The sequence below is a fragment of the Collinsella aerofaciens genome (assembly GCF_040926265.1).
GTDB classification, from domain to species: Bacteria; Actinomycetota; Coriobacteriia; order Coriobacteriales; family Coriobacteriaceae; genus Collinsella; species Collinsella aerofaciens_BB.
This window is the reverse complement of record NZ_JBCOIL010000033.1, coordinates 1-24,580: the sequence shown is the minus strand read 5'-3', so window position 1 is coordinate 24,580 and position 24,580 is coordinate 1. Positions and strand designations below refer to the sequence as shown.

Annotated in this window: 22 protein-coding genes; 15 read left to right on the top strand and 7 right to left on the bottom strand. The window is 58.2% G+C overall.

Annotated features, from left to right (window positions below; genetic code table 11):
* Positions 1 to 131: 131 nt before the first annotated feature.
* The 4 genes from AB5767_RS09110 (at position 132) to AB5767_RS09095 (ending at position 4,249) form a co-directional block, all read left to right on the top strand.
* Positions 132 to 998, top strand: coding sequence for a deoxyribonuclease IV (locus AB5767_RS09110; RefSeq protein WP_006234384.1), 867 nt, complete (start codon positions 132 to 134; stop codon positions 996 to 998).
* 147 nt (positions 999 to 1,145) lie between these two features.
* The gene (locus AB5767_RS09105) at positions 1,146 to 2,006 is read left to right on the top strand and encodes an ABC transporter substrate-binding protein (RefSeq protein ID WP_368131357.1); all 861 of its coding nucleotides are present in this window, start codon (positions 1,146 to 1,148) and stop codon (positions 2,004 to 2,006) included.
* Positions 2,007 to 2,122: 116 nt separating this feature from the next.
* Positions 2,123 to 3,484 (top strand): ABC transporter permease subunit, encoded by a 1,362-nt coding sequence (locus tag AB5767_RS09100; RefSeq protein ID WP_368131358.1) that lies wholly within the window; start codon positions 2,123 to 2,125, stop codon positions 3,482 to 3,484.
* A gap of 12 nt (positions 3,485 to 3,496) precedes the next feature.
* Positions 3,497 to 4,249, top strand: a complete 753-nt coding sequence (locus AB5767_RS09095) for an amino acid ABC transporter ATP-binding protein (protein ID WP_368131359.1) — start codon at positions 3,497 to 3,499, stop codon at positions 4,247 to 4,249.
* Positions 4,250 to 4,366: 117 nt separating this feature from the next.
* Here AB5767_RS09095 and AB5767_RS09090 read toward each other — a convergent pair whose 3' ends face one another.
* On the bottom strand, positions 4,367 to 4,786 hold the full coding sequence (locus AB5767_RS09090; protein WP_368131360.1) for a flavodoxin: 420 nt from the start codon (positions 4,784 to 4,786) through the stop codon (positions 4,367 to 4,369).
* Positions 4,787 to 4,832: 46 nt separating this feature from the next.
* Positions 4,833 to 5,537, bottom strand: a complete 705-nt coding sequence (locus tag AB5767_RS09085; RefSeq protein WP_368131361.1) for a DUF3793 family protein — start codon at positions 5,535 to 5,537, stop codon at positions 4,833 to 4,835.
* A 174-nt stretch (positions 5,538 to 5,711) separates the two neighbouring features.
* Here AB5767_RS09085 and AB5767_RS09080 point away from each other — a divergent pair, with 174 nt between their 5' ends.
* A complete protein-coding gene (locus AB5767_RS09080; RefSeq protein ID WP_368131362.1) occupies positions 5,712 to 6,095 on the top strand; it encodes a heavy-metal-associated domain-containing protein in 384 nt (127 codons plus the stop codon).
* A gap of 671 nt (positions 6,096 to 6,766) precedes the next feature.
* Entirely contained in the window at positions 6,767 to 8,929 is a 2,163-nt protein-coding gene (locus tag AB5767_RS09075) for a hypothetical protein (RefSeq protein WP_368131363.1), read from the top strand.
* Here the strand turns inward: AB5767_RS09075 and AB5767_RS09070 are convergent.
* The gene (locus tag AB5767_RS09070) at positions 8,926 to 9,351 is read right to left on the bottom strand and encodes a hypothetical protein (protein ID WP_233543067.1); all 426 of its coding nucleotides are present in this window, start codon (positions 9,349 to 9,351) and stop codon (positions 8,926 to 8,928) included. The two genes, AB5767_RS09075 and AB5767_RS09070, sit on opposite strands and share 4 nt — an antisense overlap.
* Positions 9,344 to 10,915: a Y-family DNA polymerase gene (locus AB5767_RS09065; RefSeq protein ID WP_368131364.1), complete on the bottom strand. Its 1,572-nt coding sequence runs from the start codon at positions 10,913 to 10,915 to the stop codon at positions 9,344 to 9,346. Before AB5767_RS09065 ends, AB5767_RS09070 begins: the two co-directional genes overlap by 8 nt.
* Positions 10,916 to 11,061: 146 nt before the next feature.
* On the opposite strand from AB5767_RS09065, the gene pgi reads away from it, so the two are divergent.
* Entirely contained in the window at positions 11,062 to 12,756 is a 1,695-nt protein-coding gene (gene pgi, locus AB5767_RS09060; protein WP_368131365.1) for a glucose-6-phosphate isomerase, read from the top strand.
* Between the two features lie 141 nt (positions 12,757 to 12,897).
* On the opposite strand, the gene AB5767_RS09055 is transcribed toward pgi, so the two are convergent.
* The 3 genes from AB5767_RS09055 to AB5767_RS09045 form a co-directional block, all read right to left on the bottom strand.
* Positions 12,898 to 14,202 (bottom strand): VirD4-like conjugal transfer protein, CD1115 family, encoded by a 1,305-nt coding sequence (locus AB5767_RS09055; RefSeq protein WP_368131366.1) that lies wholly within the window; start codon positions 14,200 to 14,202, stop codon positions 12,898 to 12,900.
* Positions 14,195 to 14,812 (bottom strand): ATP-dependent Clp protease proteolytic subunit, encoded by a 618-nt coding sequence (locus AB5767_RS09050; protein ID WP_368131367.1) that lies wholly within the window; start codon positions 14,810 to 14,812, stop codon positions 14,195 to 14,197. Before AB5767_RS09050 ends, AB5767_RS09055 begins: the two co-directional genes overlap by 8 nt.
* Positions 14,813 to 14,875: 63 nt before the next feature.
* Positions 14,876 to 15,766, bottom strand: coding sequence for a hypothetical protein (locus AB5767_RS09045; protein WP_368131368.1), 891 nt, complete (start codon positions 15,764 to 15,766; stop codon positions 14,876 to 14,878).
* Between the two features lie 489 nt (positions 15,767 to 16,255).
* Between AB5767_RS09045 and AB5767_RS09040 the strand changes: the two genes are divergently transcribed.
* From AB5767_RS09040 to AB5767_RS09005, 8 genes are all read left to right on the top strand, one after another.
* Positions 16,256 to 17,098 carry a Cof-type HAD-IIB family hydrolase gene (locus AB5767_RS09040; protein ID WP_368131369.1) on the top strand — a complete coding sequence of 281 codons (843 nt, stop codon included), beginning with the start codon at positions 16,256 to 16,258 and terminating at the stop codon, positions 17,096 to 17,098.
* Positions 17,099 to 17,162: 64 nt separating this feature from the next.
* Positions 17,163 to 17,822 (top strand): HAD family hydrolase, encoded by a 660-nt coding sequence (locus AB5767_RS09035; protein ID WP_308196326.1) that lies wholly within the window; start codon positions 17,163 to 17,165, stop codon positions 17,820 to 17,822.
* A 150-nt stretch (positions 17,823 to 17,972) separates the two neighbouring features.
* Positions 17,973 to 18,716, top strand: coding sequence for a GntR family transcriptional regulator (locus AB5767_RS09030; RefSeq protein WP_368131370.1), 744 nt, complete (start codon positions 17,973 to 17,975; stop codon positions 18,714 to 18,716).
* 218 nt (positions 18,717 to 18,934) lie between these two features.
* A complete protein-coding gene (locus AB5767_RS09025) occupies positions 18,935 to 20,398 on the top strand; it encodes a YfcC family protein (RefSeq protein WP_118081841.1) in 1,464 nt (487 codons plus the stop codon).
* A 9-nt stretch (positions 20,399 to 20,407) separates the two neighbouring features.
* Complete coding sequence (locus AB5767_RS09020) at positions 20,408 to 21,991, top strand: amidohydrolase (protein ID WP_368131371.1); 1,584 nt, start codon at positions 20,408 to 20,410, stop codon at positions 21,989 to 21,991.
* A 1-nt stretch (position 21,992) separates the two neighbouring features.
* A complete protein-coding gene (locus AB5767_RS09015; protein ID WP_368131372.1) occupies positions 21,993 to 22,844 on the top strand; it encodes a sugar phosphate isomerase/epimerase family protein in 852 nt (283 codons plus the stop codon).
* A gap of 62 nt (positions 22,845 to 22,906) precedes the next feature.
* Complete coding sequence (locus AB5767_RS09010) at positions 22,907 to 23,875, top strand: SIS domain-containing protein (RefSeq protein ID WP_022094440.1); 969 nt, start codon at positions 22,907 to 22,909, stop codon at positions 23,873 to 23,875.
* Positions 23,876 to 23,889: 14 nt separating this feature from the next.
* A partial coding sequence (locus tag AB5767_RS09005; protein ID WP_368153319.1) for a PfkB family carbohydrate kinase occupies positions 23,890 to 24,580 on the top strand: 691 nt, incomplete at its 3' end.

Sequence of the window (24,580 nt, the reverse complement as noted above, 5' to 3'; positions counted from 1 at the left end):
GCTCGACCTTCTCCCTGCTGTACATGCGAACCTCCAGTCCGGACCGCCCCGCGGTCCAACTTTCTGTCCGCACCCCCGAATAAGGCATCGACAGGAACTATTTCACCGCAACTGATGAGGGGGAGCTGGGGATGCTGACGATCGGGTGTCATCTATCCACGACGAAGGGCTATCGGGCGATGGGAGAGACGGCGTTGTCAATTGGCGCCAATACCTTTGCATTCTTTACGCGCAACCCGCGCGGCGGCAAGGCGAAAGATCTTGACATGGATGACGTGGCCGCCCTGCGCGAGCTTATGGCGCAAAATGATTTTGGCCCACTCGTGGCTCATGCCCCGTATACCTATAACCCCTGCTCAGCCAAAGAGCGGGCGCGCGAGTTTGCCCTGGAGGCCATGGCAGAGGACCTGCGGCGCATGGAGGCGCTGCCCGGCAACTACTACAACTTCCATCCCGGTGCGCATGTGGGGCAGGGCTCCGACGCCGGCATTCAGATGATCGTCGACACCCTGTGCCAGGTGATGTTTGAGGGGCAGCAGACGACGGTGCTGCTCGAGACCATGGCCGGCAAGGGCACCGAGGTGGGCCGCAGCTTTGAGGAGCTGGCGCTCATCATCGAGGGCGTTGCCGACAAGCGCCCCGAGCTGTCGGCCAAGTTGGGCGTTTGCCTGGACACCTGCCATGTGAATGACGCCGGCTATGACATCGTCCACGATCTTGACGGTGTGCTCGACGAGTTCGATCGTGTGGTGGGTATCGAACGCCTGCGCGCCGTGCATATCAATGACTCCAAGAATCCCTGCGGCGCCCATAAGGATCGCCACGAGTGTATCGGCAAGGGCTACCTGGGTAGTGAAGAGTTTGGCGGCGGTATGCAGGTTATGCAGAATATTGTATCGAATGGCCGCTTGCGCGCATTGCCATTCATTTTGGAGACACCGAACGAACTTGCAGGTTATGCGGCTGAAATCAAATTGTTAAGGTCATTGCAGCAGTGATGACTGTCATAAAGTGGAGTGCTCCATTCACGTTATGGGTTTGTTTCAATCAGTTTTCTAATTGCGGATTCTTCCAAGCGGGTGCATAATAACCCTCAGTTTTTGCAGACCCCTGAATCACGTGGGGTCTTTGGAAGGAGACTGATTATGAAGCTGAAGAAGCTTGGCGCATTTGCCGCCACGGGTGCTATGGCGCTCGCCCTCGCTCTGACGGGCTGCGGCTCGTCCAACGCCACCTCTGGTTCTGATGCCAGTTCCAGCAGCTCTGACGACGCTAAGGTCGAGAAGGTCGACGGTTCCAAGGAGTACGCGCTCGTCAAGGACGGTACGCTGACCGTCGGCACCTCTGCCGAGTACGCTCCGTTTGAGTACAAGGATGACAACGGCGATTATCAGGGCTTTGACCTTGAGCTCATCAAGGCTATCGGCGACAAGCTGGGCCTGGATGTCGAGTATGTCAACAATGACTTTGACACGCTGGTTCCGGGCGTCGCTTCGGGCGCCAAATATGACGTCTCCATCGCGGCTATCACCGACACGCCCGAGCGTGAGAAGGAAGTTACTTTCTCCGATTCCTACTACATGGACGATCAGGCTATCGTGACCAAGGTCGATAACACCGACATCACGGCCGACAACTTCAGCGAGAAGCTCAACAACGCCGACGCTACCATCATCGTCCAGTCTGGCTCGACCGCCGAGGCCTTTGCCCAGGAAAACTTCCCCAAGGCCAAGATTGTCCCCTACAAGGACGCCACCGAGTGCTTCAGCGCCCTGCAGTCCGATAAGGACGACGCCGTAGTCACCAACCGCTCCGTTGCCAGCCAGCTGACCGCCGAGCAGTTCAACACCTGCCAGACCATCAAGCAGATCAGCACCGGCGAGGAGTACGCCATCGCCATCAACCAGGGCAACACCAAGCTCAAGGACGACATCAACCAGGCCATCAAGGACCTGACTGACGACGGTACCGTTGACGCCCTCATGGCTAAGTACAACATCAAGTAAATAGATGCTTGATTGCGCGTAGGCCCTTTCCGTTTTGCGGAGAGGGCCTTTGCGCTTCTCTCGACGGAGAGCGTTTCCGTCTCGTTTTGCCGGCAACTTCTACGATAGGAGCCACCTTGTCTCGATTGAACGAAGGGGCCATGGGTCGGCGTTTTCCGCTGCCCTCGATGCTCCAAAAACTAGCCTGCGCCCTAGCTGTGGCGCTCGCTTTGTTGTGCGCGGGGACAGCCGCGCCTTCGACCGCCCAGGCGCTTGAGACCGCAAAGATTACCGCCCGACCCAACACCGGTTCGGGCAGCGCTGTGGTCGGCGGCACCGAGACGCGCATTACCTGGGAAGTTCAGGCCGATGCCGACGAGGAGCTGAGCGGTCTTTCTCTGACGTTTGTCGACGGCACAACGTTTGGTATCGATGACACGCGATTGACGATGCTCTCGGGCGAGGACCTCATGGATCGTACGCCCATGAAGCCCACGTGCAAGGCTGACGGCCAGACGCTCAAGATTGACTTTGGCGAGACGGCGCCTGCCGGCGGCTTTTTCCGTGTCGAGGTTTACGGCGTGACGTTTCCCGTCGAGGGCGGCGATGAGGCCTTTAGCGGAACCTATACGCTCGCCGACGGTTCGACCAAGAAGATTTCCAAGATTCCTTCCGTCGAGATTAAGGGCGTGACGGCGTTCGATAACTTCCTGGCCGACCTTAAGGAACAGCCGTGGGTCGAGGCATGGAATTCCAACATGTTCCTTCGCCTGTTCCTGAACCCGGTGATTTTGGTCCAGAGCCTGCCGATCGTCTTTAAGGGCTTCCTTATGTCGCTCTCGATCGTGCTTGTGGCGTTTCCGCTGGCGATCCCCTTTGGCTTTGCCCTGTCGCTCATGCGTATCTCCAAGTCGCGTATCCTGCGTTGTCTTGCCGGCATCTATGTGAATATCATCCGCGGTACGCCGGCGTTCCTGCAGATCTACATTGCATTCTTTGGCCTGCCGCTTGCCGGCGTCAAGGTGGACGACTACGTCTTGGGCGTTATTGTCATGGCCATGAACTCGTCTGCGTACCTGTGCGAGATCTTCCGTGCCGGCATTCAGTCGATCCCCAAGGGCCAGAATGAGGCTGCTCGCTCGCTGGGCATGAACGCCCTCCAGACGCTGCTCTACGTCATGATTCCGCAGACGTTCCGCAATGTCCTGCCTACGTTGACCAGCGAGTTCATCCTGCTTTACAAGGATACGTCGCTGCTCGCGGCCGTGGGCGTGGTCGAGATCGTCATGAACGCCCGCACCATCGTGGCCACGACGGGCTCCATTACGCCGTATGTGGTTGCCGCCCTGTTCTATCTGGTCATTACCCTGCCGCTTGCGCGCTTGGTGAGCGGTCTTGAGGCGAGGCTGCTGGGTACGGCCGAAACCAAAAAGAAGCGTCCCACCAAGAGCGCCGGACAGGTCGTCGCAACGCCCGCCGACCATATCGCTGGTCTGTAAGGAGGTTCTATTATGAGCGAAACCAATAACTCGAACGAGGTCGTCGTCAGCATCAAGAATCTCCAGAAGGCCTTTGGCGATAACGTGGTCCTGCGCGACATCGATCTAGATGTGCGCAAGGGTGAGGTCGTCGTAGTCCTGGGCCCTTCGGGTTCGGGCAAGTCGACGATGCTTCGCTGCATTAACCGTCTTGAGGAGCCCACGAGTGGTTCGATTGTCGTCGAGGGCGTGGATGTGTGCGCCAAGGGCGTTGACCTCAATAAGGTGCGTACGCACTTGGGCATGGTGTTTCAGCAGTTCAACCTGTTCCCGCACCTGTCGGTCAAAAAGAACGTCATGCTTGCGCAGCAAAAGGTGCTCAAGCGCAGCAAGGAAGAGGCCGAGAAGATTGCCATCGAGGAGCTGACCAAGGTCGGCCTGGCCGAGCGCATCGATTTTATGCCGAGTCAGCTTTCGGGCGGTCAGCAGCAGCGCGTGGCCATCGCCCGCGCCCTGTCGATGAATCCGCACGTGATGCTCTTTGACGAGGCCACGTCGGCGCTCGATCCTGAGCTTGTCCGCGATGTATTGGGCGTCATGCGCGATCTTGCGCATGACGGTATGACCATGATCGTGGTGACGCACGAGATGGGCTTTGCCCGCGACGTCGCCGACCGCGTCGTCTTTATGGACGGCGGCGTTATCGTGGAGGATGGCACGCCGAGCGAGGTCTTCGACCATCCTAAGAGCGAGCGCACCAAGGCGTTTTTGGGCAATATCTCATAGCTGCTTTATATGACTGACATAGCAGAAAACGGGAGCTGGATGTGATCCGGCTCCCGTTTTTGTTGGGACACGAATGTGTTTTGGCGCAGAGCGCGTTACGGGCGGAGCTCATTGCCGCTAGGCGAGCTCGGCTCCAAGGGCGCGGCAGGCCGCCTCGCCCTCATCGTCGGGGGCGTCGTAACAGATGACGGAGTCGACCACGTTGACGCCTGCCTCATCGGCGTCCGCCTTCCAATTGTCCATCCATTCGCCTTCGGCCCACGAATAAGAGCCAAAGAGGACGACCTTCTTGTCGCCGAGGGTCTCCTTGACTTCGTCCCACATCGGTTGGAACTCATCGTATTCAAGCTCCTCGGAGCCCATGGCGGGGCAACCGAAGGCGAAGGCATCATAGTCGGCGGCCCTGCCGGCAGAGAAGTCGGCGCAGGGGATGACTTCGGCCTCGGCGCCCGCGGACGTGGTGCCCTCGGCAACGAGGTTTGCCATGGCCTCGGTGTTGCCCGTGCCGCTCCAATAGACGACGGCGATCTTGCTCATGTTGAGTCCTTTCGGTTGTGCGGCGTGCGGCCGCGGTTTGTACGTTCTATCGGGTCGCCTGGGCAAGGTGCGCCAAGCTGCAGCCCTGCTGATAGATAAAGGTGAGGTGTTGGGTGCAGGCACGGTACGCATCAAACGTCGCAAGTGCCTGCTCGACATTCGTATAGACCTTCCAGGCTCCAAAGATCTTGTAGTTCTCGCCACGCTGGGCGATGAACTCGTATACGTCGTCGCAGGGGTACCCCAGGAAGTAGCCAATCTCGTGTGGAAATTCGCAGGCGCAGTCGTTGTTGCAGCAGACTTGCTGATCCAGTGCGCATCGAGTCTGGCCGCAGGCGCATTCCGCGGCGTTATTGCTCGCGAGCGTGATGCGTGATGCCAGGTGCACAAGACATGCCGAGAGGTTGCCGGTGTCGTAGCCCTTCTTGGCGAGTGCCGTTTTGGCGCGCGGGTCAGCAAGGTAAGTGGCGAGGCTATTGGGCCGATATGCGTATACGAGCGCCCCGCAGGGGCGCCAGACCAAAACGCTCAGATGGATACCGAACGGATTAAGCTCGTGATTGCACCGGGCGATAACGTTGAGCAGGCGTGCTCGGCGATCCTCGATCGCCGCAGTTACGCTTGAGCCGTCTTGATCGGCATAAACTCCTGGATAGGTAAAGAGCGATGCCGGTTTGATGCCCGCGAGCGTGGGGGAGCAGTTGCGCACGACTGCCGCCTGAAACGTTGGGATGTCTATGGTTCGAGTCACGACGCTCCTTACGGATCTAAACTGTTAGCCTAGGAAAACTTATACACGAAAGTAAGCCTTGGTCAACTAAAAAGTTTGAATAGGGAAACTAATTGACCGAACGGACATGATTTTGGGTTAAGATGGAGACACCCCATGGGGGTATCTAGATAGTGCTACTTGAAAGGGGAACGCATGAGTGACTTGCTCAACCCTGCGAATCTCATCGTGCTGGCTGTCATTGCCGTCGGCATGTTTTTTGGACTGCGTCGCATTGCCGCTTCGACACACGGGAAGAGTTGTTGCAGCGATGGCGCGAGCGGCAAGAGGGTCAAAAAGGTTGTTGTGGTGGATACCGATGCATCGCACTATCCCTATAGCGACGAGCTGCTCATCGGCGGCATGAGCTGTGACGGCTGCGCTCAGAACGTAGCCAATGCCCTCAATACGCTTGATGGCGTGTGGGCTACGGTGACGTATGCGGACCACACGGCACGCGTACGCTCGAAGCGCCCGGTTGATCGCGACGCACTCGAGACGGCGGTGAGGGGCGCGGGCTATTACGTTATGAAAATGTAGGCGTTGCCCTCTCCGGTGGGTACCAGCCTCCTGCCCATTGTGACTATCGGTATCCAAAAATTTGCGCAAAAAATAATCTTTAGATGCGGCGAAAGTGGAGTTTGGTGACGGTTTGCGCGGAATTCGCCACCAATCGAGCATCTATTAACCCGTCCAAAAAATTACAGGTGTATATTTATACGCTGATTATTGCTGCGCCCAGATCGCAATTAAACGTGGACAGAGATGAGAAATGCTAAAACTGGGCTTAAGGTCAGGGGAGGCTATAGCTTTATGAGACGAGTGAGAACACTTGGCTTGGTGGCAGCGCTTGCCGCTATCTTGGTATCGCCGCTGCCGGCGCACGCCGAAGACGCTTCGGGTGCCGTTACCTACAATGCGGGAAATGGGTATTCCTTTGAGAAGCTCTCGCATCCTACGGTAGGAACGTCGCAGCCGGATGGCATCGTCGACTACCAGGGTAACGGTGCCGTTGCCGTTCCGGGTGCCGATGGTAATACGGCCAACAACGAAGGCGATCGCGGCCAGAGCTACACTTGGGCGGCTGCGAGCTATGGTGACTGGCTTTATGTGGGCACCTGCTATGCGGCGATGGGCAACACGCTTACGCTCATGGACAGCACGCTGGGCGATTCCTTTGATGCCGAGACCATGCGCCTGACGCTGGAGCCATGTTTAACGGCACGTTCTTCTATGGACAGCAGAAGGAGGACGGCACGGCCGACAAGGACAGCGGCGGCATCTTGGTTAAGATCAATACCAAGACCGGTGAGACCAAGCTGCTGCTCTCTGAATCGCTCAACGGCGTCGGTCCTTTGTTCCGCAATGCCGTGAGCTATAAGGGTAAGCTCTATTTCTGCGGCAGCGTCAGGACCAATGGCGGCAAAAGCGGTCTGCCTTCTGTATACGAGATCGATCCTAAGACGGATGAGTGGAAAGTTGTCTATCAGGGCCTTTCGAGCGTGGACGATTACCGCGATGCCTACAAGCAGGGCATCTCAACCGGTATCCGCGGCATGTGCGTCCATGATGGCCAGCTCGTCATCAGCAATGTGGGTAAAGCGGGCAATGAGTTTGTGGCGACAATCCTGACGTCATCTGACCCTTCGAAGGGCCAGGCTAGCTTCACCGAGATTGCTAACTCGAAGACGCTGTTTGGCTATCCGGCGATTCGCTATCAGGACAGCATCTACGGTGGCGCCATTTGGGATATGGTTTCGTACAATGGCCATCTCTATGCGACCATCTGCACCGGTACGCCCGAGAACGCTCCCGATGATAATTCCATGCAGTCGTTTGCCATGGTTCGTGGCGACAAGAACGCCGACGGCAGCTATTCGTGGACTCCCATTGTTGGCGATAAGGATGCGACCGATCCAAAGTGCCGTGCAAAGTACTGCTTTGGCATCGATCCTGCCCGTACCCGTTCTGGCGCTGCCAACCTCATCGTCTACAACGACTACCTCTATATCGGTGAATACAACGACGAGGAGATTGCCCTCGAGCGCATCCTGTTCAACAAATCCAACACCGAAGAGGGCGGCAAGAGCAGCATGGGCGGCGTTGACTGCTCGTTTGTGAATGCCAATCTTGAGCAGTCGGTTAACATCTATCGCATGGACAAGGACGAGAACATGGAGCTCGTCGTTGGCGATCGCACCGACATGTTCCCCGAGGGCGGCATTTCCGGCCTGACTTCGGGCTTTGGCCGAAACGAGAACCAGTACATTTGGCGCATGCAGAAGTTCGACGGCAAGCTGTATATCGGTACCTTTGATACCGCGAGCCTGCTTGAGCCGATCGGCCAGTTCTCCAATGGCGACATTATCGATATGACGCCCGAGGAGTGGGACTCTCAGGTTCAGCGCCTTAGGGACCTGCTCGATCACCTGCTCGACAAGAAATCGCCTGACGACCCCATCGTTCCCGTGAACACGCTTGCGGACGATGATTCAAACGAGGCCGTCGAGGTCGATGATTCGAACGAAGCTGCCGAGGTTGATGATTCAAACGAGGCCGTCGATGTCGATGACGAGAAGACCGAGGTTGCTAAGGGCTTTGGCGATCTAAGCGATGCGCTGGAGGATGCCACGGGCGATCTTTGCGATCAGGCCTCGACGATGTCCCAGGACTTTGAGGACGACGCCGCTTATGTCCAGAAGATCGATGGCGAGATCGCGTACTTCAAGTCCTTTGCCGACCAGTATCAGGACATGCTCGATAGCTATGAGAGCCTGAAGCAGCAGTACGAGGATGCCTATGGCACCGAGCTGCCGGGCGATATTCAGGATGCGCTCGATAAGCTGCTGAGCGAGGAGAACCTCAAGAAGCTGCAGAGCGTGCTTACGTGCATGTACTACCTGCGCGATGCCGAGCGCGGCTTTGATATGTATGTGACCGAGGACGGCGTGAACTTTACGACGCTGACGACCAATGGCTTTAACGATCCGTATAACCATGGTCTGCGCACCTTTGCGGTGACCAACCAGGGTCTGTGCCTTGGTACCGCCAACCCGTTCTATGGCTGCCAGGTTTGGATCCAGCGCAAGGAGAATTCGGAGAATCCGATTGATCCCGGTACTCCGGATCCGACGAAACCCACCAATCCTTCGCAGCCGGGTGGCGGCGATCAGCCTGGTGGCAGCCAGACGGGCGGCAACGACCAGTCGAGCAGCACCACGACCACCGTCACGACGGCCACTAAGAAGACTCCGAAGGACGGCTCGCTGCCTCACGCTGGCGACTCGACCCTCACGCTGGTCTTGGGATTGCTGGTTGCAGCTGCCGCGGTGCTTGGCATTGCCCTCGTCTTGCGCAAGCGTTCTTGTCGCTAGGCGCGTCCGCGCAGCTCGATGTTTTTGATATCGTCGAAGTCGATGGCGATATCCCTGAGTTTGAGCAGCTTGAATGCGGGTAACACTTCGTCGAGAATGCCCGTGCGGCTACGATAGCCGTACATATCGTAATAGGTGACGCGCACCAGGTCGCCGCGTTTGAGGCCCTCGAGCTTTTTCGAAAGCTCGAGGGCTTTTTCTTCCGTGAGTTCGCATTTGGGCTCAACAGTGATCTCTTGTTTGCGCACGAGCTCGTAGTATCCCGTGAGGGCGGCAAAGGGCATAAACTGTGCGGCACGGCCGGCGCGGACGGCGCCGTTGGCGGTGAGCTTGGGGTCGGCGGATCGACGTCTTCCCTCGGGGTCCGCTAGGCGTTCAAAAGGCGTCGGTGGCCGCATCGGCTGTTGTTGGGACTTAGGCACGATGTCCTCCTACCTGATCGTTGCGTTCGCGTGCGGTGGCGCCGGCGGTGAAGCTTAATCCCTTGACGAGCGCGTTCTTGCCGTACTTGCCCTTCACGGCCAGGACGGCGCGCGCCAGGTCGCGCTCGCGCTCATCGGCCTTAACATCGCTGAACAGGTCGATAGTGGCAAATTCCTCGGGCACCAGATTGCCAAATCCCAGGTTGATGCGCTTGACCGGTCGTTTGGGATCGACAGTCTGCGCCCAGAGCTCATCGAAATAGCCCATGATCTTCTTAAACGAATTGGTGCGCTCGGGCAGCTTGCGCGAGGCGTTGGAGTGCGCAAAGAGCGCGGCATAGCCACCACGCGGCTTGCCGCCGCGTTCGCCCACAAAGATGCCGTCAATCGCCTGTGCCTCTCGCACCAAACGTCGGCGTTCGTCATCGCGCTGGACGGGCTTGGGCGCGCGGGGTGCGAGCTTGGGGCCGGCGGTTGCGGCGGGTTCGATGCTCGACGTGCTCGAACGCAAATGCCCGCATCCGTCTACATATTGCGCTGTGCCGCTGGCGTCGAGGCGGCGTATGTCGGCGCGCTCGCTCGCGTAGCCTACAAAGAGCGAGATGCTGTTGCACACCACGTGCTTATCGACTAAGTCCAGCACAGCGTTGTCGACCATCTCGCGCAACACGGTGTAGGCTTGCTCATAGGCATAACCCTTCGATAGCACTTGCCCCGTGGTTGTTGAGGTTGCCTGCGGGCGATAGGCCTGAATATCGGCGATAGTTGTCGGCTCGCGCCCAAAGGCGTGGTCGATAAGATACTCGGCATTGACGCCGAGCTCGTCGTAGAGCAGGTTTTCGTCGAGCGCCGCGACGCCCATCAGATCGTAGACGCCGTATTTTTCGAGTCGTGCTGCCACGCCGGGCCCAATGCCCCAGATGTCGGTGATGGGGCGATGGGGCCAGATCTCCTTGCGAAAGGTCTCGTCGTCGAGTTTGCCGATGCGGCTGGGTACGTGCTTGGCGGTAATGTCGAGTGCCACCTTGGCCTGGAATAGGTTGGGGCCGATGCCAACCGTTGCCGTGATGCCGGTGCGCGCCAGGACCTCGTCGCGCAACATGCAGGCGAAGCCTTCAGCGTCGGTGTGATAGAGGTCCAGATAGGGTGTCACGTCGATAAAGCATTCGTCGATGGAGTAGACGTGCACGTCTTGCGGACTCACGTATTCCAGATAGATACCGTAAATTTGCGCCGACACCTCCATGTAGTGCTGCATGCGCGGTATGGCCTTGATGTAGTCGATGCCGTCGGGAATTTCGAACAGACGGCAGCGATTGTGTATCCCCAGGTCCTTCATGGCCTGTGTGATGGCGAGACAGATGGTCGTGCGCCCGCGCGATTCGTCGGCAACGACCAGGTTGGTGGTGAGCGGGTTGAGCCCGCGGTCAACGCACTCGACGCTAGCGTAGAACGTCTTAAGGTCGATGCAGACATAGGTGTGACGCTCGTGCCCCACGCGTCCTCCCATCAAACACATGTTCTTATCGAATACATGTTCGATAATACCCGCTTGTGCGGACATCGTCAAAACCTGTCCCTTTTTGGTCGGTCGCCGTTTGAGGGCGGATTGGCAACGCTCGCTGATTGTAGTCTTGACCTGCGCTAGAATAGTGGCATCTGAATGTCCGGGCGCATGGAGACGTGCGCCCGTATGCTGAGGAGGACTTTATGGCAACTGTTGCCGCACCTATCGATGCTACGTCGACTGCCGCTTGGAAGGCGCTCGAGGCTCATCAGGAGAAGCTCGAGGCCGAAGGTATCGACCTCAAGGCCTGGTTCGCCGCCGATGCCGAGCGCGTGAACAAGCTGAGCTTTGACGCTGGTGACCTGCACTTCGATCTGTCCAAGAACCTTGTGACCGATGAGACCGTCAAGCTGCTGTGCGATCTTGCCCGCGAGGTGAAGCTCGAGGAGCGCCGCGACGCCATGTTCTCCGGCGAGCACATCAACACCACCGAGGACCGCGCCGTCCTGCACACCGCGCTGCGCCGCCCGGCAAGCGAGAAGGGCCAGCTCATCGTTGACGGCCAGGATGTCGTCGCCGACGTGCACGAGGTCCTCGACCGCATGTATGCCTTCGCCGAGCGCGTGCGCTCCGGTGAGTGGAAGGGTGTTACCGGCAAAAAGATCGAGCACCTGGTGTCCATCGGCATCGGTGGCTCCGACCTGGGCCCGGTCATGGCCTACGAGGCCCTGCGTCCCTACGCCGACGCCGGTATCGACTGCCGCTATATCTCCAACATCGATCCCAACGACCAGGCCGAGAAGCTCAAGGGTCTGGATCCCGAGACCACGCTCGTGATCATCGTCTCCAAGACCTTCACCACGCTCGAGACCCTCACCAACGCCCGCGAGGTCAAGACCTGGATGCTCGAGCAGCTCAAGGCTCAGGGCGCCATCGATGGCTCCGATGAGCAGAACGCCGAGGCCGTGGCAAAGCACTTCGTCGCCGTTTCCACCGCACTCGAGAAGGTCGAGGCCTTCGGCATCGACCCCGCTAACGCTTTTGGTTTCTGGAATTGGGTCGGCGGCCGCTACTCCGTCGACTCCGCCGTGGGCCTGTCGCTGATTGTCGTGCTCGGCCCCGAGCGCTTCCAGCAGTTCCTTGAGGGCTTCCATGCCATCGACGAGTACTTCTGCAACACGCCGCTCGAGAACAACGCCGTCGCGCTGATGGGCCTGCTCAACGTCTGGTACGTCAACTTCTTCGGTTCCAAGAGCCATGCCGTGCTTCCGTATTGCCAGTACCTGCACCGTTTCCCGGCCTACCTGCAGCAGCTCACCATGGAGTCCAACGGCAAGCATGTCCGCTGGGACGGCAGCGCCGTGACCTCCGACACCGGTGAGATCTTCTGGGGCGAGCCCGGCAGCAACGGCCAGCATGCCTTCTACCAGCTGCTGCACCAGGGCACTGTGGTGGTCCCGGCCGATTTCATCGCCTTCGCCAATACCGCCAACCCTGCGACCGATAGCGGCCAGGACGTGCACGAGCTGTTCCTGGGCAACTTCCTGGCCCAGACCAAGGCGCTCGCCTTTGGCAAGACGGCCGACGAGGTTCGTGCCGAGGGCACGCCCGAGCAGATCGTCCCGGCCCGTTGCTTTGAGGGCAACCGCCCGACGACCTCGATCTTCGGCGACACGCTGACCCCGTTTGCGCTCGGCGAGCTCATCGCCCTGTACGAGCACATCACGTTTGTCGAGGGCACGGTCTGGGGCATCGACTCCTACGACCAGTGGGGCGTCGAGCTGGGCAAGCAGCTTGCCAAGCAGATTACCCCGGCCTTCCACGACGACGCCGCCAAGGCCGAGCAGGACGCTTCGACCCAGGCGCTCATCGAGTTCTACCGCGCGCATCGCAAGTAGTCGCTGCTGTTAACGCATCGCGCCTTATAGCCAGGGGCCCGTATCCTATCGGATGCGGGCCCCTTTGCTTTGCCGTGGTCCCGGGGCGCACGGCCTTTGTGGAACATTGCCGGGGCGCCGCGCGCTGCGAGAACCCTGCGCCTAGATCTCGGCCTCCGCATGGCCTCGCTGCGCCTCGGGCAGCTCCCCGTAGAGCGGATGGTCTTCGAGCCTAAAGCGCTCGACCTGTTCGGGAGTGCGACCGCGTACAAAGAGCCACGAGCGATCGATTGGCGTCGCCATGAGCGTGCTGGGCAGCGCGTCGGCGCGGTCGGAAAACACCCGGGCACTCTCGGGATCCTGGAACGCCAGCACCAGATGCGTGTCGCAGTTGCCCATGATGGAGCGTGCGCGTGCCTCGCCATAGAGCGCATCGAGCTGGTTGGTCGACTGCAGCAGCAGCGTTGCCCAGATGTTGCGGCTTCGGATAATCGAGAGCACGTTGTCGATCTGGGGGATCTGCAGATTTGCGAAGTCATCGAGCATAAAGCGCACGGGCACGGGCAGGCTGCCGTCGGGCTGCCTATCGGCCTCGCGAATGAGGCCCATAAACGCCTGCGAAATAAAGAGGCCGGTCAGCGGATCGAGATTGCGGTCAATATCGCTCACGGTTACAAACAGGGCGCAGGGGGTGTGTCCCATGGAAGCGAAGTCCACCTGATGGCACTCACGATAGAGCTGTGCCGCACCGTCGAACCCCAGACACATGACCTTTTCGGCAAGGATGCCGACGATGCTCGCGTGCATGCGCTCGGCATTTTGCGTAATGGCGTAGCGCCGCCATAGCGAGAGGGCATAGCTTTGGGGGTCGGTCGTGATCAGATCGTCAAACAATCGGGCCGTGGCACCGTCCTGCAGGTGCTCGATCAGCTTGATGACCGAGCTGATTGTCTGCTCGTCGGTGGGTAGCTGTTCGGTGACGTAGGCGATAAGACACGACAGCAGGTTTGCCGCCGCATGATCCCAAAAAGGCTGGTTGTTGTCCTCGATGGGGCAGATGGCCTTTGCCACCGAGAGGATGTCCTGCTGGTTGGGCCTGCCGTCCGCCTTGCGGCGAATGTGCCTCAGGGGGTTGTAGCCGCAGCGCTCGATGCCGGGCGCAAGGGCCGGGACGGTGTTGAGGTCGGCGAAGTTGAGACATTGCACGCGGTAGCCGTGGGCTGCCAGCACGGGTCCCACTTCGCGACAGAGCGTACCTTTGGTGTCGAGCACGATGTAGCTTGCGTTCATTTGCAGCAGGTTGGGCTTGAGGACGTTTCGGGTCTTGCCGGCTCCCGAGGGGCCGATCACAAGTGCATTGTTGTTGAGTCCCGTTTGGCGGGTGTCGCAGGAAAGCGTTCGATCCTTGGCGAGGATGGTGGACGATGCGGACTCAGATGCGGCGAGGCGGCTGGCGAGGTTAGACATGGGCGACCTCCTTGGTGGTCGAGAGGATTTCGTGGGCAAAGCCGAGCTCGACGGCGCGCTCGGCCGAAAGGTAGGTGTCTTTTGCGGTGAGGGACTGGATGCGCTTGGGCGTGAGGCCGCTGCGGTCCGAGAGGATTTGCGTGAGGGTCTTGCGGGTCTGCATGAGACGCCGGCTGGTTTCCTGCAGCGCAAGTGCCGAGCCGCCTGCCCCCTGGGGGATCAGCGGGTCGTGAATCATGAGCTCTGCATGGGGCGCCATACGGCGATTGTCGCCGCCCATAAAGATCACGGCACCCATGGACGCGGCGAATTCCAGGCAGACGGTGCGGATGGGGCACGATGCGAGGCGTATGGCGTCATAGATCGCAAGGCCCGATCGCACGCTTCCGCCGGCGCTGGCGACAAATATGGTGATGGGGCGGCTGGGGTCGGTGGCATCGAGCAGGCGGATCTGCTGGCATAGGTCGTGGGCCATCGGGGTTTCGATGTTTCCCATGACGGAGAGTTCGCGACGGGCGAGCATCTCATCGTAAATGCTGGTGAGCGTGATACCTCGGGCGGATTCACGCATGGTGAGGGGACTGATGATGGGGGAATGATTGGTGTCCATGAGGACTCCCTTCTGTTGGTTGTGTTGTGGAATAGGATTGTTGCCCGCGGAGGGGCTGGCGGGCTACAGGGCTCGTCCGAGCCTGAGATCGAGCTCGGTTGTGGGACAGGCTGCCTGTTCGTGCGGCTCGCAAGCACCAAAGGCTCCAAAGCGATGGAGCGTTGCGGCGGGCGTGGTGTAGGCGAGCCGCAGCTGATGCTCGACAGGGGCACATCCGTCATTTTTGTAATGAGCCGCGTAGTACTGCGCGATGCTGGCGCTCATCTCGCTGCCATTGCGATGGCGCTCAAACTGGCGTCTGCAGGTCTCGATGATCTTTGCTACCGACTTGGGTGCCGTCGCGGGAACAAGGGCGAGATAGCCCTCAAATAGCTCGTTGATGCTCAGGAGGCACAGCAGGTCGATCAGCGTCCTTATGGCTGCTCCCTCGGCGGAAAAGTGCGCAGTCATGCGGTTATATCGGTTGCGGTCGACGATGGCCGCATGGGGTCTTGGAGTTTTCTGCCCCGTGGTCCCGGGCTTTTGCCGCGCCTGTGTATTGAGCTCGACGTTGCAGCGCTTGAGGCCGTCCAACGGAAGGAACAGTGCGGTGCGCAGGGTGTTCCGCTTGCTTTCGAGTTCATGACGCTCGTCGGGTTCCCATTCGAGCTTGAGTTTCGTGTCGAGCGCCGTAAGCATATGGGCTAGGCAGCCTACGGTAAGAACGCACGAATCGTTGTCGCGTTTTGGGGCATAGGGGTCTGTCAGCTTGCGAATATCGGGGTCGCCCATGATCTTTGTGCAGCGCTTCAGCAGTTGAGGGTGGTCGGCCAAGATCGTCGCGAGCGGTAGCGACGCGTAGTTCTTGATGGTCGCGGCGGCAAAGGCGGCGTCATATTCGTTTGCATATGCTCGCTCAATGCGGGCATCCAGAATGCTTTTCTTATCGCCGTCTTCAGCGTGGTGGTTTGTCATAGCTTCTCCAATCGGTTGATGTTCGTGCTGTTTGTTGATGTGTTGGTTGTCGTGAGTGATGTGCTTGCCGTGGGTGATGTGCTGACGTTTGGGTGCTATGCGGTTTTCAATGAGCCCATGAGGCAGTTGCTGCAGGGGCGGGATGGAACGGCCCATGCAAGGCGGAAGGCATCGTGCTCAAAATCGAGACAGCAATGCCTTGGGTGCCTCACATGTGGCAGTTACCTCATTAAGTTGTCATTGCGTTTGGGGTTGTACTTTGCCGATCTTCCTTCTCTTACACGCTAAAACTCAAACTTCATATGCTCGATCTACTTAAAACCGCAACGGCGGTCTTTTATCAACTTATATGTCGGAACGCGTCTTTGCAAGTACTTTTTTGCCTTTGTTTCAAATGGGGTGGTTTTGCAACCGTCATACGCGCGCTGTGCGAACGTGCCCCGGCTCGGATAAGATAGTGCGCGATAAAAACGATGCAAGGAGGCACATATGGCAATCAAAGCCATCGCGATGGATATCGACGGTACGCTCACCAACGACCAGAAAGTGATTAGCTCGCGTACGCGCGAGAAGCTGCTCGCGGCGCAGGAATCGGGCATTAAGCTCATCTTGGCTTCGGGTCGTCCCGCATGGGGGCTGCACGCCTTGGCGCAGGAGCTCGACCTTCAAAACCATGACGGTCTGCTGGTGGCCTTTAACGGCGCGCATGTGGTCGACGCTCAGACCGACGAGGTGCTGTTCGATCAGGCTATGCCTGCCGACGAATTGCATCGCCTGATTGATCACCTGCGTAATTTTGACGTGATCCCTATGATTTCGCTCGGTCGTGATTTGCATGTCGAGGACTCGTACCATTGCATGATCACGCTGCCTGACGGCTCGCAGAAGAATATCGTCAAGTATGAGCGCGACGCGTGCGATCTTAAGATTCGCGAGGTGGAGAGCCTGCATGAGGTCGCTGATGCTTATCCCGTGGACAAGCTACTCACTGCGGGCGACCCGGCATACCTGCAGGCGCATTACGAGGAGATGTATGCGCCCTTTAAGCAGACGCTTTCGGGCATGTTTACGGCCGACTGGTACTTTGAGTACACGGCGCCCGGTATCGACAAGGCCTGCGCGCTCGAGGGTGCCCTGCCCAAGCTCGGCATCGATGCCAGCGAGGTCGTATCGTTTGGCGACGGCCAGAACGACAAGTCCATGATTGAGTGGGCCGGCACCGGCGTTGCCATGGGCAACGCCGTCGATGAGGTTAAGGCTGTGGCCCAGATGGTGACCGCCAATAACAACGAAGATGGTATTGCGGTGGCGCTGGATAAGCTGCTGGGTTAGAATCGCCGATTAATGCATGGTTCGGGCGCCTGCTCGCGGGCGTCCTTTTGTTAGGGAGGGTGCCGTGTCCGCATTTCCGTTCGATGCCGTTATCTTTGACATGGACGGCGTCATTGTCGATACCGAGTATTACTACCTGGGCGAGACTGCCGCGTTTGCCAAGGAGCTTGGGCTTAACCTGACTCAAGAGGAGTTGAATGGGCAGGTCGGTACCTCGCATCAGTTCTTCCTGCATATGCTGGTCGATTGGTTTGAGCGTGCCGGTAAGGGGCATTTCACTGGCGAGGAAGCGTTGGCCCGTTGGGACGAATGGGCTCATAAGCGTCCGCGCGACTATCAGGCTTTGATTAACCCAGGCGCCGTGGATACGATTCGAGAGCTGCCGCGCCGCGGCGTTCGCGTGGCGCTTGCCAGCTCGTCTCCCATGGTTAGCATCGAGGAAGTGCTCAATGCGTGCGGGCTGTCGGATGCCTTTGAGTATGTGGTGAGCGGCGAGCAGTTTAAGGAGAGCAAGCCCGAGCCCGACATCTACCTGCATGCGCTGGACCTGCTGGGACTGCCCGCGAATCGCTGCTGCTGCGTTGAGGATTCGGTGCCTGGCATCACCGCTGGCAAGCGAGCCGGCCTGACAGTCATTGCCAAGCGCGAGGAACGCTTTGGCTTTAGCCAGGATGCCGCGGACAAGATTATCGACCAGCTGCCGGAGCTGCTCACGCTTTCTTAGGAGCGCGGTAGTTGCGCGTTTTTCGGGTCTGATGAGTAAATAGCCAACATTTTGGTGCGACACCTAGCATACTTTAAGCTAATGCGGGCTTAAGGGCTTGTTGAATGCCCTTAAGCCCGTTTTAGAATTAATTGTGCTGGGAGAGGGTATATGCCACCGACTGAAGGGCCAACTGACGGTAAAGCAGCGATACCGCTGTACCAACAGGTCATTGATATCATTAAAAACGAAATCAACTCCGGCGCCTACAAGGCAGGCGCGCGGATACCCAACGAATTCGAATTGGCTGAGAGCTATAAAGTTGGCCGCGTTACCGTGCGACGCGCTATTGAGGAGCTCGTCCAGCAGGGCTATCTAACGAAGCGACAGGGGAAAGGCACGTTTGTCAATGCCTCCAAGCTCAAGCGCAAGATTCGCCAGAAGGATGACGTTCAGAGTTTTTCGAACGCATGCCGCGTTAACGGAATGGAACCGGGGGCGTGTGTCATTTCGAGAAAGATACTGCCGGCGGATTCCACCGAAGCGCAGTTCTTTGGTGTTCCCGTTGGAACTGACTTGATTTGCGTTGAGCGCGTGCGCACTGCCGATGGCGTCCCTGTCATGCTCGAGAACAACATATATGTTTACGAGGACAACGCCTATCTATCAACGGCACCTCTATCTAACCAATCCATTTTTGAGTTCGTGCGCAACCGGACGGGCCGCACTCCCGCGTTTACCGACCCGTGCACGCTCGAGATCGCGTGCGCGTCGCCCGAGGTCGCTCGGCTGTTGGCAGTTCCCGTTGGCGAACCCTTGTTTTATATGGAAGCCTTCTTTTTCGATGAGCAGCGGCGGCCGTTTATCATCGGTCGTCAGCGGATCGTTGGGTCTCGCTACGTCTTTGACATCTAGGACATTGCGAATGGAGACGCCCGGTTGATCATCTCACCGGGCGTCTCCATACCGTTCACGGCGCGAACGCAACCGTTCAACCGCGTCGCGGCAATCAGTTTGAAATTATCTTGATGATGGGAAAAGCTGCTGGTAATCTATGGAACGTCATAGAACGTTTGCCTTGCGCAGGCGTTGAAGCGAGATGCGATGCAGTCTCGAGTTCTTTGGAGGTATCTATGTCAGATACGAAGGCGAAGAAGACAAACAGACGTTTTAAGTTCAAATTACCGCATGTCTATACGATCATGTTCTTGCTGATCGTTGTCTTTGCGGTCCTGACTTGGATCGTTCCCTCTGGTCAGTATCAGCGCAAGACGATTTCGACAGCGGCGGGCGAGCGTGAAGTCGCCGTTGCTGGAACCTATGAACAGGTTGATAAGAACTACACCGATTCCGAGACCGGCGAGACCATCAATCTGGGCCAGGATATCTTTGCGGTCCTGCAAGCGCCTACTAAGGGCATCCAGGAGGCTGCCGACGTCGTTGCGTTCGTCTTATTGATTGGCGGATCGTTCGCAGTCATCACCAAGACCAACGCTTTGAATGCCGGCATGAGCCGTGTGATTAAAAAGCTCAAGAACAAGGACATCCTCATCATTCCCATCACGATGACGTTGCTGTCCATTTGCGGCACTACGTTTGGTATGTCTGAGGAAGCCCTGCCGTTCTATGCCATCTTCATTCCCATCATGATGGGTATCGGGTATGACTCGATGACGGCGTTTATCATCTGCTTCCTTGGTCCTAACCTGGGATATTGTGCTTCGACCATCGACCCGTTTAATGTTTTGATCGCCCAAGGCATCATTGGTATCGAGGGCAATCCTCAGCTGTGGCTGCGCGCCGTTTCTTGGGTCATCTTCACTGCCGTTGGTATCGCATGGGCCATGCGCTACGCCATGCGTGTCAAGAAAAATCCCGAGTCGTCCATTGTGTACGAGGACGATAAGCTCAAGCGTGTTGAGTTTTCCGTGACCGATGCCTCCATCGAGGAAGAGTTCACTACCCGTCAGAAGCTCGTGCTTATCGATTTTGCCTGCGGCATGGGCATTATCGTCTGGGGTCTTGTTACCCAGGGCTGGTACATGAATGAGATTTCCGCCGTGTTCCTTGGTATGGGCTTGCTTGCCGGTATCCTGGGCGGCCTTGACCAGCAGACGATCGCCGAGGAGTTCGTTAAAGGCATTGCCGACTTTGCGTATGCCGCTATCGTCATCGGCATCGCTCGCGGTATCTTGGTCATCGCAGAGGGTGGCATGATCATCGACACCATCCTCCAGGCGCTCGCTACTGCACTGGCCGGTGCACCTGCCGCCGTCTACACCACGTTTATGTATATCGTCCTTGGCCTGCTCTCTTTGCTGGTTCCCTCGAGCTCTGGACTTGCGGCGCTCACCATGCCCGTCATGGGTCCGCTGACCGAGCTTATGGGCCTCAATCCCGAAGCCGCCGTTACCGCGCTCCAGTTTGCTAATCAGACCATCAACACCATCAGTCCCGTGGCGGGCATGACGGTTGCCGGTCTTGCCGTGGCAAAGATCTCGTTTGGTCAATGGTGGAAGACCATTTGGAAGTTCTTCATTTTCATGGTCGTCTTTGGCCTGATCGTAACGGCAATCTCTGGCATGCTTCCGGCGTAGGTGGTTGTGATGTCTGATCGTTTGACGGTCCTGACGTCTAAGAGCGTCTTTACCGGTACGGGGGACCTGCCGTTTGAAGGTTTCGTAGCGGTCCGTGGCAATCGAATTGAGGCGGTTGGCACCAAGTGCGAGGTAGCTTCGTATTTGACCCAGGCGGACGAGGTAGTTGACCTGGGCGACCGCACCGTCATGCCCGGCCTGATCGATGTGCATACCTTCTATACGGGCTGGGCACTGCGGACGTTGGGGTCTGATCTGTCCGGCGTCGCCGATGCCAAAGAGGCCGTGTCGCTCTTGCGTGCATGGAAAGATGATCATCCGGATTGCGCGGCGGCTTTTGGCCACAACCTGCCCGAAACGTTGGCATCGGATGTCGAGAACGCAAATACGGCAGCTGTGTTTGACGAGTTTTTTGGTGATATCCCTGTCGTCTGCTTTACACCGGGCGCGGAGACCTGCGTTCTCAATGCTGCCGCCAGTGCGCGATACGGTTTTACACCGCAGGCGTGCTATGCCGAGGAGATCTGGCGCATGATGAGCGATTTCCTCGCGTTGCCCGAGGTGCGCGCGGGGTATTCGGACTACATGAGCATGCTTAACGAGCGCGGCGTTACCGCCATCAAGGAGATGGCGTTTGATGACTACTACGGCTTTGCCGACGAAATGGCTCGCCGTGAGGAATCTGGCGAGCTGACGGTTCGCGTCTCTATGATGTCGCAGCCGGTGGGCGCTGGTGCAAATCTGGCATATGCTCGCGAGGCACGAGAGCGCTTCCGGGGACCGTTCGTTCGTTTTTCTGGCTTCAACCGTATGACCGATCGCGGCGTATGGGCGGGGCTTGCCGAGATGATTGACCCCTATGAGGACACGGCCGATGCGGGCGCTGCCGGCAAGACGGTCGTCGAGGAGCCAGAGTGGGATCTGATTGAGAACGAGCTGCGTGCAATTGATGCTGACGGTTTCCGATATTCCTTGCATTGCCAGGGCGATGGCGCCGTTCGTCGCACCGTGGCGCTCTATGCCTCGCTGCCTCGAGACGAGCATGGACGGATGCTTCGCCGCCATGCGATTACCGATCTCGAGAACTCTGACCCGACCGATCTTGTCGAGTTTGGCAAGTTAGGTGGAATTTGCGAGGTCTATCCGCAGATTCTGACGCTGGACCGGCGCGAGGATTGCCTGTCGATGATGCGTCGACAAATTGGCGAGACGCGACTTTTGCACAGCTGGAATCGCCGCGGCATGGAAGATTCCGGATGCACAGTGTGCTGTGGCACTGATTTGCCGCTGTTGATTCCGAGCTTGGGCGAGTCAATCTACAGCGCGTGCGGCGGGTTCTTCGCCGACGGACTTCCCGTGAATGAGGCCAACGTGCTGACGCTTGTCGAGCTTTTGCGCGCTTGGACTGCCGGGGGCGCGTACGACCTGATGCGCGAAGACGAGCTGGGTACGCTTGAGGTTGGCAAGCTTGCCGATATCTGCGTACTCGATCGGGATGTGTTCGACCTCGATTATCGCGACGCACGCGATCTTGCGGTTGATATGACGATGTCGGACGGACAAATCGTGTTCGATCGAAATAAGGAGGCATAAGATGCCTGAATCCAAACCGACGCTGCGCCGCGAACAGATTGCAGGCATGAATATCCACTACATCATGTGGTCGCTCGATTACTTCCTTGATGTGCAGCAGCGCTTGGGCTTTGAGTCCATTGAGCTGTGGTGCGCGGAGCCGCATGTGACGCTCGACCATACGGGCTACTTTGAGGCTGAGGTCCTGGCGAAAAAAGCTGCAGACCGTGGGCTTAGGTATCGTACTCTGTGCCCCGAGAATGTTGTCTATCCTTGGCAGTACTGCGCGCGCAAACCGTTGCATGAACAGCGCAGCCTGGCGTACTTTAAGCACGGCATTGAGCTTGCCGAGGTACTTGGGTGCGACCGTATGTCCGTCAACTCGGGCTGGGGCGACTGGGACGAGGACCGCGAGGAAGCCTGGAAGCGCAGCCGCGAGCACTTGTCCATTCTGGCGGAGTATGCCGGCGAGCACGGTCTGGTGCTTACGATGGAAAGCCTGCGTCCCGAGGAGAGCAACCTTGTGACGACGGTTTCCGATGCGAAGCGCATGATTGACGAGGTCGCGAGCCCGTATTTACAGCCCATGGTTGATACAACCGCGATGGGCGTTGCTGGCGAGACGCTCGAGGACTGGTTTGCCACCTTTGGTGATGGGGCAATTCACGAGATGCACTTTATCGACGGTGACCCGTATGGCCATCTGGTGTGGGGCGATGGCAAGCACGATATGGACGCCTTCGTTGCCACACTCAACGCCCATGGTTTCGACGGCATGCTGGGCCAGGAAATTACGGACGGCCGTTACTACGATGACCCGGCGGCGGCTGATGCCAAGAACATGGCCGCATTCGAGAAATATCTGATTGACTAAAACAACTATCGGCCACGCAGCCAATCTCATTGATTGCGGCCCAAACAAGAAAGGAACTGGATATGAACGCACACGATCTGATCAAAGAGGCAATTGCCGAGAAGGGCAAGTTCGACAGCGTCTACTGGATTGCTTGCGGTGGCTCCATGATCGATTTGATCCCGGCTCACGAGCTTCTGCAGCGCGAGGCAACCACCTTCACTTCGTATATCTATACCGCGCGTGAATTCGACATTATGCGTCCGCGTCGTCTGGGCGAGAAGTCCCTGGTCATTGCTTGCAGCCACAGTGGCAATACCCCGGAGGTCGTCGAGGGCTGCGAGATTGCCCTTGCCGCCGGCGCTACGGTGATCGCCCAGACCGACAACGCTGGATCCAAGATCGACTCCGGCAAGTGGACCACGTGGGTCTACCCATGGGGCGAGGGTGTGCCGCAGGCCGAGGTCCCCGCTGGCATTTCGCTGTCGCTTGCGGCAGAGCTGCTCGATCAGCAGGAGGGCTACGCCGATCTTGCCGACATGTATGCCGGTATCGCCGAGATGGATAAGATTCTTCCCCCGGCACGCGAGAAGGTAAATGCCGAGCTGGGCGATCGCTTTGCCAAGCTTTGCCAGGAGCACGAGTTCTTCTATATTCTGGGCAGCGGTCCCAACTTTAGCCAGACCTATGGTTTCGCTATCTGCTCTCTTATGGAGATGCAGTGGCAGCACTGCAGCTACATCCACTCTGCCGAGTACTTCCATGGCCCCTTCGAGGCTACTCAGGATGGCGTTTTTTACTTCCTGCAGATGGGCTCCAGCGAGTGCCGTGCTATGGACGAGCGCGCCCTGGCGTTCCTTAAGACGCATACCGATACGCTGATGGTGCTCGATGCCAAGGAGTACGGTATGGAAGCCGTGCCGGCGAGCGTCCGTGCCTATCTGGACCCGGTGCTGTTCTACGCCATGAACTGCGAGCTGCGTGCCGCACGCGGCAAGGTGTTTGATCACGATCCCGATTTCCGCCGCTATATGGGTGTTGTCGAGTACTAGAAGGGACAAAGGCCATGGCATTTAACGTTAACGCGCTCGGATTTGGCGACAACGTCGTCGATCGCTACGAGCATATCCACACCATGTATCCTGGCGGCAACGCGGTGAACTTCGCCGTTTATGCCAAGAAATGCGGTGCCGCACGCTCTGCATACATGGGCATTTTTGGCAATGACGCCGCTGCCGAGCATGTCATTGCAAGCCTCGAGGACGAGGGTATCGAGCTTGACAAGTGCGAGCAGATGATTGGCGAGAACGGAGCGGCTCGCGTGACCGTCGTCGACGGTGACCGTGTCTTCCTTGGCTCCAACGAGGGCGGTATCCGTGGCGATGCGCGCTATGTCCTCGATCGCTTTGACCTTGCGTACATGAAGCAGTTCGATGTGGTTCATTCGGGTAACTATTGCTTTACCGAGCGCGAGCTGCCCAAGTTGAAGGCTGCGGGCGTCACGGTTTCTTTTGACTTTTCGGACGACTCCACCGACGAGTATTACGAGCAGATTGCGCCCTACGTCGATTTCGCTTTCTTTAGTGCGGCGGATGCCGCGAGTGAGGACGAGATCCGCGAGCGTCTGGCATGGGTGAAGGGCCTGGGTCCGCGTTTTGTGTCGGCTACGGCGGGCGCCGAGGGCTGCATTGCTTACGACGGCGAGCGTTATTACCGCCAGCTGGCTAAACCGGTAACGGACATGAAGGACACCATGG